The sequence below is a fragment of the Glycomyces paridis genome (assembly GCF_004912155.1).
Taxonomy (GTDB): domain Bacteria; phylum Actinomycetota; class Actinomycetes; order Mycobacteriales; family Micromonosporaceae; genus Glycomyces; species Glycomyces paridis.
In genome coordinates this window covers 32,413-45,855 of record NZ_STGX01000022.1, presented here as the reverse complement: position 1 = coordinate 45,855, position 13,443 = coordinate 32,413, and the positions used below count along the sequence as shown (strand labels likewise).

General features: G+C 73.0%; 12 protein-coding genes. 5 read left to right on the top strand and 7 right to left on the bottom strand.

Annotation, left to right across the window (positions count from 1 at the left end; translation table 11 throughout):
* Positions 1 to 46 precede the first annotated feature (46 nt).
* Both E9998_RS22975 and E9998_RS22970 read left to right on the top strand, forming a co-directional pair.
* Positions 47 to 676, top strand: a complete 630-nt coding sequence (locus tag E9998_RS22975; protein WP_136532039.1) for a ClpP family protease — start codon at positions 47 to 49, stop codon at positions 674 to 676.
* Positions 673 to 1,260: a ClpP family protease gene (locus tag E9998_RS22970; protein WP_136532037.1), complete on the top strand. Its 588-nt coding sequence runs from the start codon at positions 673 to 675 to the stop codon at positions 1,258 to 1,260. The genes E9998_RS22975 and E9998_RS22970 overlap by 4 nt, the downstream gene beginning before the upstream one ends.
* 203 nt (positions 1,261 to 1,463) lie before the next feature.
* Here the strand turns inward: E9998_RS22970 and E9998_RS25985 are convergent, their stop codons facing one another.
* Positions 1,464 to 2,069: a helix-turn-helix domain-containing protein gene (locus tag E9998_RS25985; RefSeq protein ID WP_204745607.1), complete on the bottom strand. Its 606-nt coding sequence runs from the start codon at positions 2,067 to 2,069 to the stop codon at positions 1,464 to 1,466.
* A 198-nt stretch (positions 2,070 to 2,267) separates the two neighbouring features.
* Positions 2,268 to 3,494 (bottom strand): cellulose binding domain-containing protein, encoded by a 1,227-nt coding sequence (locus tag E9998_RS22960; protein WP_136532036.1) that lies wholly within the window; start codon positions 3,492 to 3,494, stop codon positions 2,268 to 2,270.
* 181 nt (positions 3,495 to 3,675) lie between these two features.
* On the opposite strand from E9998_RS22960, the gene E9998_RS22955 reads away from it, so the two are divergent.
* Both E9998_RS22955 and E9998_RS22950 read left to right on the top strand, forming a co-directional pair.
* Positions 3,676 to 4,194, top strand: coding sequence for a GNAT family N-acetyltransferase (locus E9998_RS22955; RefSeq protein WP_136532034.1), 519 nt, complete (start codon positions 3,676 to 3,678; stop codon positions 4,192 to 4,194).
* Between the two features lie 239 nt (positions 4,195 to 4,433).
* Positions 4,434 to 5,831 (top strand): MFS transporter, encoded by a 1,398-nt coding sequence (locus E9998_RS22950; RefSeq protein WP_136532032.1) that lies wholly within the window; start codon positions 4,434 to 4,436, stop codon positions 5,829 to 5,831.
* Positions 5,832 to 5,880: 49 nt separating this feature from the next.
* Here the strand turns inward: E9998_RS22950 and E9998_RS22945 are convergent, their stop codons facing one another.
* On the bottom strand, positions 5,881 to 7,086 hold the full coding sequence (locus E9998_RS22945; protein WP_136532031.1) for an MFS transporter: 1,206 nt from the start codon (positions 7,084 to 7,086) through the stop codon (positions 5,881 to 5,883).
* A gap of 224 nt (positions 7,087 to 7,310) precedes the next feature.
* Here E9998_RS22945 and E9998_RS26890 point away from each other — a divergent pair, with 224 nt between their 5' ends.
* Positions 7,311 to 9,266 carry an Hsp70 family protein gene (locus E9998_RS26890; protein WP_136532030.1) on the top strand — a complete coding sequence of 652 codons (1,956 nt, stop codon included), beginning with the start codon at positions 7,311 to 7,313 and terminating at the stop codon, positions 9,264 to 9,266.
* A 3-nt stretch (positions 9,267 to 9,269) separates the two neighbouring features.
* Here E9998_RS26890 and E9998_RS25585 read toward each other — a convergent pair whose 3' ends face one another.
* The 4 genes from E9998_RS25585 to E9998_RS22925 all read right to left on the bottom strand — a co-directional run bounded on the left by E9998_RS25585 (position 9,270) and on the right by E9998_RS22925 (position 13,350).
* Positions 9,270 to 9,785 (bottom strand): hypothetical protein, encoded by a 516-nt coding sequence (locus E9998_RS25585; RefSeq protein ID WP_158299954.1) that lies wholly within the window; start codon positions 9,783 to 9,785, stop codon positions 9,270 to 9,272.
* 43 nt (positions 9,786 to 9,828) lie between these two features.
* Positions 9,829 to 11,172, bottom strand: a complete 1,344-nt coding sequence (locus tag E9998_RS22935; protein ID WP_136532029.1) for a threonine/serine exporter family protein — start codon at positions 11,170 to 11,172, stop codon at positions 9,829 to 9,831.
* Between the two features lie 119 nt (positions 11,173 to 11,291).
* On the bottom strand, positions 11,292 to 12,587 hold the full coding sequence (locus E9998_RS25580; RefSeq protein WP_158299953.1) for a hypothetical protein: 1,296 nt from the start codon (positions 12,585 to 12,587) through the stop codon (positions 11,292 to 11,294).
* Between the two features lie 25 nt (positions 12,588 to 12,612).
* Positions 12,613 to 13,350, bottom strand: coding sequence for a hypothetical protein (locus E9998_RS22925; RefSeq protein ID WP_136532028.1), 738 nt, complete (start codon positions 13,348 to 13,350; stop codon positions 12,613 to 12,615).
* Positions 13,351 to 13,443 lie beyond the last annotated feature (93 nt).

The window sequence follows — 13,443 nt, the reverse complement described above, 5'->3', positions numbered from 1 at the left end:
GCAGATCCGGTTGCGCGCCGCCCTCGCGCCCGCGCAGTGTGGACCCATGAGCGAAGACCAGAAACCGCAGCAGTTCAGCGAGAGGACACGCCGCGAGCTGTACCAGCAGCGCGTCCTCGTCCTCGACGGCGTGCTCGACGACGACAACGGCACCCTCCTGGCGACGCAGATGCTGTCGCTGGCGATCGAGGACCCGGACGCCGACATCGCCTTGTGGATCCACTCCCCGGGCGGGTCGGTGCCGTCCATGCTCGCCATCCGCGACACCATGCGGCTCGTCCCGTGCGATGTGTCCACACTGGCGCTGGGGATCGCATGCAGCGCCGGGCAGTTCCTGCTCTCGGCCGGCACCCCCGGGAAGCGCCGCGCCATGCCGCACTCGCGGGTGCTCATGCACCAGGGCTCGGCGGGCATCGGCGGCGCGGCCGTCGACATCGAACTCCAGGCCAACGACCTGCGCCACACCCGCGACACGGTCCTGGGCCTCATCGCCGCCGACACCGGGCAGCCGGTCGAGCGGATCTTCGAGGACTCGCTGCGCGACCGCTGGTACACCGCCGAGCAGGCCGTGGAGTACGGGTTCGTGGACGCGGTCGTCACCGCGTTCGACCAGATCGCACCGCGGACGCGCCGGGACATCGGCCTGCGTCTGCCCGTCACGGAGGGCACCCGATGAGCGGCTACCTGATCCCCAACGTCATCGTCGACCACGCCCGCGGCGAGCGGGTCATGGACGTCTACTCGCACCTGCTGAGCGAGCGCATCATCTACCTGGGCACCGCGGTCGACGCGGGCGTCGCCAACGCGCTGGTCGCCCAGTTGCTCCACCTGGAGGCGGCGAACCCCGAGCGCGACATCCAGCTGTACATCAACTGCGAGGGCGGCGACCCCAGCGCGATGCTCGGCGTCTACGACACGCTGCGGTACATCAAGCCGAACGTGGCCACGACCTGCGTCGGCCAGGCGGTCGCGGTCGGCGCGGTCCTGCTGGCGGCGGGCGCCGAAGGCAAGCGCGCGGCGCTGCCGCACGCGCGCATCGTCCTCGACCAGCCCGCGGCCCAGGGCCGCGGCCCGATCCCCGACCTCATCCTCCAGGCCGACGAGCTGGTGCGGGTGCGCGACGGCATCGAGCAGATCCTCGCCCGGCACACCGGCCAGGCCGCCGAGACCCTCCGCGCCGACACCGACCGCGACCGAGTCTTCACCGCCGAGGCCGCCCGCGCCTACGGCCTCATCGACCACGTCCTGGACGTGCGCTGAGGCGACCGGGTCCGATGAGGGCCGACGGGCGCCGCCCGGCGGACCGGAGACTGAGCCGTAGTCACCGGCCTGTCGTGGGCCTGCGGGCTCGGTGAAGCGCTCGAAGACTTTGACTTGCGGGCATCGATCCGCGCCCGCCCGGGCCTCCGATGCGGCAGGCGGCTTCGCGTCGCACGAGGGCCGTCCGGTCGAAGCCGGTTCGCTTACGCCGCCAAGGCGTAGGCGGCCCGGCAGGTCGGTCCGGTCGGCGTCTCGGCGCGTTCGAGGAGTCCGGCGTCGGCGAGCGCGGCGTCCAGCGCCGCCGCTTCGATCACTTCGGCGGCGTCGATCCGCGTCGACTCGCCGTTGCGGTCCGCGGCGGGGGCGAGCCCGCGGTCGAACAGGGCCGTCTCCAGCACCGGCTGCTCCTGTGGGGCCTCCCGCTCGGACGGTTCGGGGGAGCGGTCGCCGTGCGGGGCCGCCTCGTCGGCCGGGGCGAGCGGGCGATCACGCTCGGCCGCTGCGCGGGTCCGGGCGCCGAGGGCCCCTGCGAGGCGCTCGGCGATCGCGGCGGCGAGGTCGCCGAGCGTCGTGTCCAGGGCCCCGGCGACGGCGGCGATCATCTCGCTCGACGGCTCTTTGCGGCCGCGTTCGATCTCGGAGAGGTACTGCGGGGAGATGCCGGCGCGATCGGCGGTCTCCGAGAGCGTCTCGCCCTTTTCGTGTCGGGTCGCCCGCAGCCGTTCGCCGAGCGCGTCCCGCCACAGCGGTTCGCGCGATCCGCCCCGCGCCGTGGCCGCCGGGTGCTGGGGTGGGAAGGTCTCAGCCATGCTTCACGGTAAGCCGACACGCCCGGCGGTTTCCAGCGGTTACGCCAATGGCGGAATCCGGGCGCTCTGAAGGCCGGGTTCGACGGGCGCAAGCGCGCACGGCTTCCCGAACCGCCGTTTCCGTGTTCGCGTCGCGATGATCGGGCCGCGCCCCGCGGGCCCGGACGTCGAGTCCGGGCCCGCGGTTCGCTCCAGCGGTCAGCAGCCGATGCGCTCGGTGCCGAAGGCGACGTCGTCGTACCAGAGGGTGTCGGCGTCGTTGCCGTAGCTCTCCCAGCCCAGACGCAGGTCGAGCAGGTCGGGGCTCCAGCCCGCCTTGGACTTCCACTGCGCGTCGACGTCCTGTGTGGCGGTGCCGTCGACCACGAGGCCCTCGACCAGGTCGCCGTCGACCCAGGTGCTCAGCGCCGAGCCGTCGATCTGGAACTCCACGCACGTCCACTCGGCGACCGGCAGCGGCTCGCTCAGGGCCACGCCCGCGGGGCTCTGGGCCGGCAGGGTCGCGTCGTCGGACTCGCGGTTCCATTGCAGGGCGCCGTTCTGGCCGCCCATGCGCAGGTCGGTGTTGTTGTCGTTGGCGTCCTCCATGGCGATCATGGTGGTGTGGTTCTGCGGCTGGGCCGTGGTGTGGCGCATGTAGACGCGGAACCACTCGGCGTCGGCGGGCAGGTCGCGTCCGATGAAGACGTGGTTGCAGTAGGTGGCCCCGCCCTCGATGCGCACCGACTTAGAGCCGCTGTTGGCGACGGTGGTGTCGACGGTCGCGGTGCCGGTCCCGGTGCAGTCGTTGGCGCCGACGGTCCAGTCGCCGCCGGGCACGGTGCCCGTCTGGTCCTCGAAGCCGTCGCAGACCGCGCCCGCGGGGCAGTCGGTCGGGTCCGGGGGATCGGTGGAGGGGTCGGTGGGCGTCTCGGTCGGGTCCTCGGGCGAGGGCGAGGTGTCGGGGGTGCCCGGGTCGGAGGTCGTCTCGGTCGGCTCGCCGCCGCAGGCGACGCCGTTGACGGTGATGGAGGCCGGTTCGGCGGTGCCGCTCGCGATGAGCCCGAACAGCTCGCGGGTCTGCCCGGAGGCGACGGTCGCGTTCCAGCCGACGTCGGAGCCGGTGAAGGACTGGCCGCTGACGCTCCAGTCGACGTTCCAGGCGCTCTGGAGGCCCCCGCCGGACGGGAAGTCGAACTCGACGGTCCAGCCGTTGACGCCCTCGTCGCCTGCGGTGAGCGAGACGGTGGCCTGGTGCCCGCCGCCCCAGCTGCTCACGATGTTGTAGTCGATCGATTCGCAGGCGGCGGCGTGCGCCGGGCTCGCCGCCACCACGGCGACGGCGGAGGCGATGAGCGCCCCGGCCGCCGCGGCCACCGCCCCGAGGCGCCTGCGGCGCCCCGGATTCCGGGTCGCCCTCGAATGCACGGTTTCTCCATATTGCATGGTAGCGCTCCCATAATCTGCGACGCACGCTCTCGCGAACGCGGCGTCGAACTCGGGCCTGAATATTGACTATTATGAATATAATCCCGATCGTCCGCCCGCCGCGCGCGCCGTCCCGCAACGCGGAACGCACTCGCCCAAATCGATTGCCGCACCGCCCGCCGCCCGCGATACTCTGGCGATGACGCTCATCCGACGCGAGACTGCGCGCGACCACGCCGCCGTCCACGCCCTCCAGGACGCCGCCTTCGCCACCGCACCGCACGCCTCCGGCAAGGAGGCCGACCTCGTTGACGCCCTGCGCGCCACCGCGGACTGGGACCCCCGCTTCTCCCTCGTGGCCGAAGTGGACGGCGAGGTCGCCGGGCACGTGGTCTCCACCTACGGGCGTCTGGCGGGGGAGCGGGCGCTCGGCCTCGGCCCCATCGGCGTCGCGCCCGCCCTGCACGGCAAGGGCATCGGCTCGGCGCTCATGCACGCCGCGCTCGGCGCCGCCGACGCCGCGAACGAGCCCGCCGTCCTCCTCCTCGGCGACCCCGCCTACTACGGCCGCTTCGGCTTCGTCCCGGCGAGCGCCCACGGCGTCCAGGCCACCGACCCCACCTGGGGCGACTACTTCCAGATCCGCACGCTCGCCGCCTGGCGCGAGGATCTGTGCGGCGCCTACGCCTACTCGCCGCCCTTCGACGAGATGGGCTGAGTCCACAACGGTCGCACTCCCTCCGGTCGCACGGTCCGGCCTGCTCGGTCTGGCCCGCGCGGTTTGACCCGCACGGGCTTACTCGCGCAGCCCGGAAGCGATGTGCGACACCATTCTTTGTATACCCCAGGGGGGTATGTTAGAACTACTCCAGCGCGGATCACCGGCCTCCGGAGTTCCCGCCCCCCAACGGAGTAGTGCCACCAAGGCATACCCCCTACCGGTATAGGAGCAGTGTCATGTCGCAGCAGTCGGCATCACCGCGGCGCTGGGTCGCCCTGGCGCTCATCGCCCTCGCCCAGTTCGTCGTCATCATGGACACCTCGATCATCGGCGTCGCCCTCCCGCAGATGCAGGACGAGCTGGGCTTCACCCAGGAGAACCTCTCCTGGGTCTTCAACGCCTACGTCGTCGTCTTCGGCGGCCTCCTCCTGCTGGGCGGCAGGCTCTCCGACCTCCTCGGCGCCCGCCGCGTCTTCGCCCTCGGCTGGATCGTCCTCGCCGCCGGGTCGCTCACGGCCGGGATCGCGAACGACGTCGCCACCGAACTGGTCGGCCGCGGCGTCCAAGGCGCCGGCGCCGCCCTCATCGCCCCCTCGGCCCTGACCCTCCTCATGACGGTCTTCGGCGCCGACCCGAAGGCCCTCCCGAAGGCCTTCGCGTTCTACGGCGCCGCGGCCCCCGCGGGCGGCACCGCCGGCGTCTTCCTCGGCGGCCTCATCACCGAGTACGCCTCCTGGCCCTGGGTCTTCTACATCAACCTCCCCGTCGCCGCCCTCGCCCTGGCCGCCGCCCCCGCGCTGCTGCCCGCCGGCGGCGCCCGGCGCGGCTCGATCGACGTCCTCGGCGCCCTCACCGCCACGATCGGCCTCGCCGCCGCGGTCTTCGCGATCGTCCGCGCCCCCGAGATCGGCTGGGGCGATCCCGCCACCTGGGGCGTCCTCGCGGCCGCCGCGGCCCTCCTGACCGGCTTCCTCGCCCTCCAGGCCCGCCGCCGCGAACCGCTCATGCCGTTGTCGGTCTTCCGCGCCCCGAACCTCGGCGCCGCCAACCTCGCCCAGCTCCTGCTCGGCGCCGCCTGGGTCCCGATGTGGTTCTTCCTCAACCTCTACCTCCAGCAGGTCCTGGACTACTCGGCCTTCCCCTCGGGCGCGGCCCTGCTGCCGATGACCGCGCTCATCATGGTCGCCATGACCGCGCTCGCACCCCGCCTGGCCGCCAGGTTCGGCGCGAAGGCGCTCATCGTGTCCGGCCTGGTCGCACTCGCCGCGGGTCTGTACTGGCTTTCGCTGGCCCACCCCGACGGCACCTTCGCCGCCGACGTGCTGCCCGCCTCGCTCCTGGCCGCGCTCGGCATGGCGCTCGCGTTCGTGCCCTCGCTCCAGACCGCGATCGCCTCCGCCCGCCCCGAGGAGGGCGGCCTGGCCTCGGGCATCGTCAACACCGGCTACCAGATCGGCTCGGCCCTCGGCCTCGCCGCGGTCACCGCGCTGGCGGTCGCCAACGGGGCCGGTGAAGTCGGCGACCCGGTGCGGCTCACTGAGGGCTTCTCGGCCGCGTTCCTCGCCGCGGCGCTCATCGCCCTCGGCGCGGCGGTCCTGGCCGCGGTGACGCTGCGGAAGGCGAAGGCCGCCTGACGGGACGCGAAAGGGGCCGCAGGTCACTGCGGCCCCTTTCGCGTGTGTCTTAGAGCCCCTTGGGCTTGCGGGCCGCGGGGGAGGCCAGCAGTGCCACCGCGACCAGGACCAGCACGACGTAGAACGCGCTGCGCAGGCCCACCTCGTCGCCGAGGAGGCCGATGAGCGGCGGCCCGATGAGGAACGCGGTGTACCCGATGGTGGCGACGGCCGCGACGTTCGCGGTGGCCTTGACCGGGTCGTCGGCGGCGGCCGACATGCCCACCGGGAAGCCCAGCGAGGCGCCCACACCCCACAGGACGGTCCCGGCGATCGCGAACGGCGTGGTCGGGCCCAGGATCACCAGCAGCAGGCCCGCGAACGCGAGGAACGCCGACCCGGCCAGGACCGGCACGCGCCCGAACCGGTCGAGGAACTTCCCCCCGACCAGCCGCCCGGCCGTCATGGCGGTGACGAACACGGCGAACACGGCCGCGCCGCCGGGGTTGGTCAGGCCGTAGCCGTCGACCATCGCCAGGCCGAGCCAGTCGTTCGCGGTGCCCTCGGCGAAGCCCATGCCGAGGATGATGAGGCCGATGACGAGGATGCGCGGGTCCGTCCACGAGGCCAGGCGGGTGCGCCAGCCCCCGGTCGCCCCGGCGCCCTCGGCGGCGGGCTCCTCGGCCGGCTGGAGGAAGCGCACCACGTACAGCGCCGCGACGGCCACCACGGCGCCGGTGACGCCCAGGTGCGCGCCGACCGGCACGCCGAGCTGCTCGGTGAGCGCGCCGATCCCGGCCCCGAAGATGGTGCCGACGCTGAAGCCCGCGTGGAACATCGGCATGAGGGTCTTGCCGATGCGCCGCTCGTTGGCCGCACCGGAGAGGTTCATCGCCACGTCGAGGATCGAGTTGCCCGCGCCGAGCACCATGAGGGCCGCGAACAGCAGCCAGTAGTGCGGCACGAGCCCGGCGATGAGGCCCGCGGCGAGCAGGCCGACCGCGGCCGTCGCGAGGAACCAGCGGATCGCCCTGGTCGCCCCGATGTGGGCGATGATGTGGCTGGCCGCCAGGAGCCCGAAGAAGGCGCCCGCCGCGAGCCCGAGGATGAGCACGCCCATCTCCTGGGTCGAGGCGCCGAGGATGTCGCGGATGTTGGGGACCCGGGCGGCCCAGTTGGCGAACACGAAGCCCGAGAGCGCGAAGACGGCGAACACGGCGTTGCGCCAGTGCGCCAGGGCTGGGTCGGTGCGGGCGCGCAGGGCGGAGTCGGTCACGGCGGTCCAATCGAACGGTGGGCGGCAGGGGCCGCCGCAGCGCGCCCCGGACCAGCTTGCACCGGCCGCGGCGGTTCGACAAACGCATTCGACGCCGAAACTGCGAACAATCCGTGCTTTTTCATGACGGACGCTGTCGGTCCGCGTGCATCCGTGTGCGTACGAGGGTGTTCGGCCCGAATCGGTACCGGCGTTTTTGGGAAGCGTTCGCTAGATTGGAAGGTATGTCGCGCTTTCTCCCCCGATCCGCGTCCGTCAGCGTGGATTTCGGCACCTCGCACACCGTCGCCACCCTCCGCCGCCCGGACGGGCGCGTCCACCAGCAGCTCTTCGACGGCTCGCCGCAACTGCCCTCCGCGGTCTGCGTCGACGACAAGGGCGGCCCGCTCACCGGCGCCGACGCCGTCCACCACGGCCGCCGCCGCCCCGACCTGCTCGAACCGAACCCCAAGCGCCGCATCGACGACGGCGTGGTCCTCCTCGGCGACCGGGAGTTGTCGGTCACCAGTCTCATCGCCGCCGTCCTCGCCCGCGTGGCCGTAGAGTGCCGCCGCACCGTCGGCGGCTTCGGCTCGGTCACCGTCACCGTCCCGGCCGCGTGGGGCCCGACCCGCCGCCACGTCATCGCCGACGCGGCCGTGGCCGCCGGGCTCGGCGCCGTCGCGATCGTGCCCGAACCGGTCGCCGCCGCCAGCTACTTCGCCGAGTCCCTCGGCGCCGAGATCGCCGTGGGCTCCGGCGTCGTCGTCTACGACCTCGGCGGCGGCACCTTCGACGCCACCGTCCTGCGCCGCACCGCCTCCGGTTTCGACGTCCTCGCCGTCGACGGCGCCGACGACCTCGGCGGCCTCGACTTCGACCAGGCCCTGTTCGACCGCCTCGCCGCGACCGTCAGCCCCGACGACCCCCTCTGGACCCGCCTGAGCGCCCCCGAGACCCCCGCCGACCGCCGCAGCCGCGCCGCCCTCCTCGAAGAGGTCCGCCTCGCCAAGGAGCGCCTCTCCCGCGTCACCGCCACCGACCTCACCCTCCCCCTGCTCGAACAGGACGTCCACCTCACCCGCGACGAACTCGAACGCGTCGCCGAACCGCTGCTGCGGCGCACCGTCCGCATCACCCAGGGCGTCATCCGCGAATCCGGGCTCGCCCCCGACCAGGTCACCGGCCTCTTCCTCGTCGGCGCCGCCAGCCGGACGCCCCTGGCCGCCACCATGCTCCACCGCGAACTCGGCATAGCGCCCTCCGCGATCGAGCAGCCCGAACTCGCCGTCTCCGAAGGCGGCCTCCTCACCCAGGACCAGCTCTCCTCGCCCCCGGCGGTGCCCAGCCCCGGCCTGCCGCCCCAGACCGCGCCGCCGGTCTCCTCCGCACCGCCGACCGCCTCCGCACCCACCGTGCCCGTTCCCGTCCCGCCGCCCCCGCCCGTCCGCGGCACCCGCGCGGCGACCGCCGGCGTCATCGCCGCGACGGTTCTCCTGGCGGCCGCGATGACCGCCGTAGGCTTCGGCCCCGAACTCGGCCTCGGCGGCGCCGAGACCGGCGACTTCTCCGCCGCCCCCGACCCGAGCGCCAGCGCCACCGAAGCCGAGGCCGGTACCGGCACCGCTCCCGTCGACGGGGAGTACACGAAGAACTTCGTCGCCGTCGGCGACTGCATGTACGAGGACATGGACCTCGACGCCGATCAATGGACCGTCGACTGCGACGAGCCCGAGGCGTTCTGGAGCGTCGTCAAAGTCGACCTGAACCCGATGGCCGTCGAGGACGGCGAGCTCGCGGACTACGCCGACGCCGAGGCCGTCTGCGGGAACCTGGTGCGGTACTACATCCCCGGCGAGATCTGGGCCGACTACAACTTCGTCTACAACACCGACACCACCACGACCAAGCAGTTCTTCTGCCTCCAGGCCGTCAACAAGGCCGACGAGGACGGCCGCTACCCCAAGGTCCCCGACGTCGGCGACTGCATCGACGACGACCCTGACCCCACGAGCGTCCCCTGCGACGCCGCGGGCGCCCTCTACCAGGTCACGCACGCCGAGACGATCGGCCCGCCCCTGGAACTGACGCTCGACGAGGTCAGGGCTCGCCTCGACGGCTGCCCCGACTCCGACTACTACCCGTGGGGGTTCGACTGGGACGGCAGGTACTCCGGCGTCGTCTGCTACGAGGCGCTCTGAGCCTCACCGCGACCGGTGCCACCGCTCCGCGAACCCCACCGCCGGGTCCATGAGCGTGTGCGGACCGGCGCGGTCCTGCGCGACGTCCTGCTCCACCGCATGGAGTTCCACGCCGCTCTCGTGCCACCAGCCGTAGGCCGCGAAAGCGCCTACGACCGGGCACAGCACGATCGCCGCGAGCGTCCACTTGCCCGCCGCAGTTGACAGCGGCAGGACCAGTCCCGCGGACTCGGCGAGCACGGCCGCGACCCCCGCCGCCACTCCCGCGCCGAACGCGACGACCGCCGTCCACAGCCGCCGCCGCTGCACCTTGCGAAGCAGCACCGCGCTCTTGACCTCGAGCATCAGCTCCGCGTCGCACTCCTCGCACCGGAAGTCCACGATCGCGCTGCCCTCGGCCGGGCGCCGGTACGGCACCGCCGTGACCGTGAACCGCTGCGTCAGCCGCGCCCACACGAGTAGGTACAGGAGCCGTTCCTCGATCATGTGCCGCACGGTCGCCACCGACCGGTCCGCCATCGCGCCCTCCCGTCCTCGCCTCCACGGTAGGCCGCGCCCGCCATCACTCCTTGGCGCGGGCGGGCAGTGCGCTGGCGGGGGAGAGCGCGTCGCTCCCCCTGGTGAACCCCGAGCCCACGAGGATGCCCAGGGCGATCGCGACGACGGTGAGCAGGGCCGTCACCAGGTCGGCGATGCCGCTGGAGACCGTCGTGTCGCCCACGATGAGCTCGGAGACGCCGGTGAGGCCGAGGACGCCGGGCACGATGAGCCAGAACGCGGGCAGGAACGTCACCTGCGCCGGGGGCCCGCTCGGGCGGGCCTGGGCCAGGTTCGACAGCGGGGTCAGCACGAGTCCGGCCAGGAACGCGCCCATGAGCGCCGAGCCGAGGCTCTGGCCGAGGTTGAGCGCGATCCACACGCCGTAGAGCACGACCAGGACCCAGCCGAGCGTCCGCGCGGGCGCGTGCTGGTTGAGCGCGTACCCGCAGCCGACGATCGCGACGCCCGCCCACGCCGCCCAGGCGCCGAGCGGGGCGTCGGCGTGGCCGCCGTAGGTCACGTCGACCATCTCGGTGCCCACGAGGATGCCGAACGCGAGCAGGAACAGCAGGTTGAACGCGTACATCAGCCGCGCCGCGCCCGCGACCATGGACCCGGTCGCGAGTTCGATCGTGCCGATCGTCAGCGCCGCCCCCGGCAGGAACACGATGAGCGAGGGGATGAGCAGTGCGACCGGGTCGCCGCCGGTCATCGCGTTCGGCAGGCTGAAGGCGATCACCGTCGACAGTGCCCCGGCGACCACCGGCAGCGCCAGCGAGAGCACCCTGAACCGGTAGGCCACGGCCTGGAGCACGCCGTTGACGGCACCGAGCAGCGCGTACCCGGCCAGCGCCTCCCACGGCGGGTTGCGGGTCAGGCCCAGGCCCAGCGACAGGAGCAGGGCGCCCGCCACGGTCGTCCACACGCCGTGCTGCGGGCGCTCGCGCAGGATCGCCTCCAGGCGCCTGCGGCCCTCGGCGGGGGCCATCCTCGTGGCCGCGACGTCCTTGATGAGCCGGTAGAGCGCGTCGACCTGGTACAGCCGCAGCGGGTCGCTCGGCGTGGCCGCGAAGTCGGTGCGCAGCGACCCGTCCTCGTCGGCGATGCGCACGAACACGCCGGTCGGGAAGATGAAGAAGTCCACGCCCTCGGCGTTGTAGGCCGCGGTCAGGGAGTGGAGCGTCGCCACGATCCTGCCGGTCGCCGCGCCCGAGCCGCTCAGCGAGACGCCCAGGTCGCGCAGGAATCCGATGAGCTCCCACGACGGCGGCGGCGGGCCCATCGACCCGGGCGGCTCCAGATGGTCGAGCCTGCGCTTGGACACCCGGTCGGCGAAGCGCTGCAACCGGTCGAACGCCCCGCCCATCCCCGCCGCCCCCGATCGCCTGCCGGTGCACCCCCGACGTGCACTGCCCGCAATCTACCGAGCACGCGGCGCCCGCGGGCCCGAACCGGGCGCGGGGCGCGATGCGCCCCGCGCCGCGGTCAGACCGACTCTTGGACGTACGCGCCGATCGCCTCCATGACCGCCTCGTGGTCCTCGCCGAGCGCTTCCGACGCAGCGGTGGTGCCGGCTCCTTCGTGGACGGCGGCGGCGAACCAGTCCATGAACGCCTCCAGGCCGTACTCGTCGACCGCGTACCGTACCGCCAGGTAGGAGCAGCCGTACTTGCCCGAGGAGGTCGACGCGGAGTCGCCCTCGCCCATCGGTTCGATCCCGTCGGCGCACCCGCCCGAGTCCACGAGCGCCGCGGTGTCCGCGACGCGGTCGGCGGGCATGGTGTCGCCGTTGGCGATGTACTCGGCGACGCCCTCGACCATCCACCAGGTGCTCTCGTCGAGCTCGTTGCGCAGCGGCGCGCCCTGGAGGGTCGCGGCGTGGCCGAGCTCGTGGCGGGCGGTGTGGGCGAAGCTCTCGTCGTCGAGCCGTTCGAAGGGCATCATCACGTGGATCGGCCCGGCGGTGTCGGCGTCGGCGGCCGTCGAGACCGCCGAGCCGAGCGACACGTCGTTGACGTACCCGCCGTACCAGGTGTCGAACTGGTCGTCGTCGGCGAGCACGATGAGGTAGGAGTCGATCGGTTCGATGAGGGCGTACGCGTCGGCGTTCGCGGCGGCCTCCTCGGCCGCGTCGAGGTAGTCGGCCGGGTCGACCCCGGCGTCCGCGTCGACCGCGACTACGGCCCGGTCGCCCAGGGCCACCGACAGGTCGGCGACCTCCCACGCGTGCGGCCGGTAGATCTCCTCCAGGTCCATGAAGTGCGACAAGACGAGCGACTCGCCTTCGCGTTCCCAGGTCACCGAGTAGTCGACCTCGGTGGGGGTGCAGGAGGCCGGGTCGGCGGCGTGGAGGCAGAAGCTCATCACGATCGTGGCGCCGTAGCTCTTGCGGGTGCCGGTGCCCGACTCGGTGACCTCGCCTTCCACGCGCAGCTCGAGCGGGTCGGCGTCGAGGGCCGTGAGGTTGTCGAAGTAGCGTCCGGCGCGCTCGGCCTCGTCGGCGCCGAAGCCGGCGGTCCACGCGTCGCGGTCGCCGTCGGCGAACGCCTGGGCGAGCTCGGCGAGCGGTTCGGCCAGCGGGCCCGCGTCGGCCGCCTCCTCACTGCCGGAGGTCGCGTCCGCCGCGCCCGGCGGGTCGGCGTCGGCGGGCGACCCGGGGAGGTTGAGGACGATGACCGCGGCGCTGGCCGCGATGACGGCCCACGAGACCGCGATGGTCCCGATGAGCAGGGGCTTGCGCCGCTTCGGCGGCGCGGGGGCCGCCGGGGGAGCGAAGTTCACGTGCGGTTCTCCTGTCAGGGCCACGTTATTCGAGCCACAGTCTGGTGCCGAGGACGGTGGCGAGGCCGGCCTCGTAGTGGGCGGGGTCGTCGGAGACCACGTAGAGCTGGCAGCGGACGGGGGTCACCGTCTCGGCGCCGTCCCCGGCGTCCTCGGGCAGGTCGATGTAGAGGTAGGCCTGCGCGTCGGTGAAGTCGACCTCGATCACGGCGCCCTCGGAGTCCTCGTAGGCGGTCCAGTGCCGTCCGAACTCGACCAGGACCGCGTCCTGGCCGTCGATGCGGTAGTGCGTGTACTCGGGTCCGGCGACCACTTCGAACGCGTCGCCCTCTTTGGACAGGTTCGACTGCCGGTCGAGTTCGCCCTCGTACCAGGCCTCGGCGTCGTCGAAGGCGTCCGGGTAGTGCTCGGCCTTGTCGCCGAGGTCGCCGCAGTTGAGGGTCGCGCGCTCGTTCTCGTCCACGAAGAAGCTGAAGTCGACCGCGCGGGCCTCCTCCTGGTAGAAGACCTCCCATGCCTCGCCCGGTGCGGGCGGGACCCAGGCGAGGTCGTTCCAGGTCACCCCGTAGTAGTCCTCGTTCGCGTAGGGGTCGAACGGGTCGAGGCCCTCGGTGAGGTCGACCGCCTCGATCTCCTCGGCGGACTCGGTGGCCCCGGCCTGGTCCTCGCCCGCGGGCGTTTCCTCGTCGGCGGGCGCCACGAGGACCACGACCGCGGCGGCGGCGGACAGGACCGCGAGGCCCGCCGAGCCGACGGCGGCCACGGTCAGGCCGCGGAGCCCGCGGCCGGCCCCGCCGGGCGGGCCCGAAGGCGCGGGTGCGCTCGGGACGTAAGGACCGCCGGGGCCTCCAGGGCC